This window comes from Zoogloea sp. LCSB751 (assembly GCF_002028455.1).
GTDB lineage: Bacteria > Pseudomonadota > Gammaproteobacteria > Burkholderiales > Rhodocyclaceae > Zoogloea.
In genome coordinates, this window is record NZ_MWUM01000231.1 from 1 (window position 1) to 268 (window position 268).

At 57.5% G+C, this 268-nt stretch carries 1 pseudogene; it reads left to right on the plus strand.

What is annotated here, in order from left to right:
- A pseudogene (locus B4920_RS26455) lies at positions 1–219 on the plus strand (S16 family serine protease); the annotation flags it as partial.
- Between the last annotated feature and the right edge of the window lie 49 nt (positions 220–268).

Genomic DNA, 268 nt, shown 5'->3' on the forward strand with positions numbered 1-268 from the left:
GACGTGGCCATGACCGGCGAGATCACCCTGCGCGGCGAGGTGCTGCCCATCGGGGGTCTCAAGGAGAAACTGCTGGCGGCTCACCGTGGCGGCATCAAGCGGGTGCTCATCCCGAAAGAGAACGAACGCGATCTCGAGGAGATCCCGGACAATGTCAAACAAGACCTTGAAATTTATCCGGTTCGCTGGATTGATGAGGTGCTTGCACTGGCGTTGCAGGACAATCCGCAGGGTTTCGAACGCGTTTCTGTCGTGTAAATGTTGATGC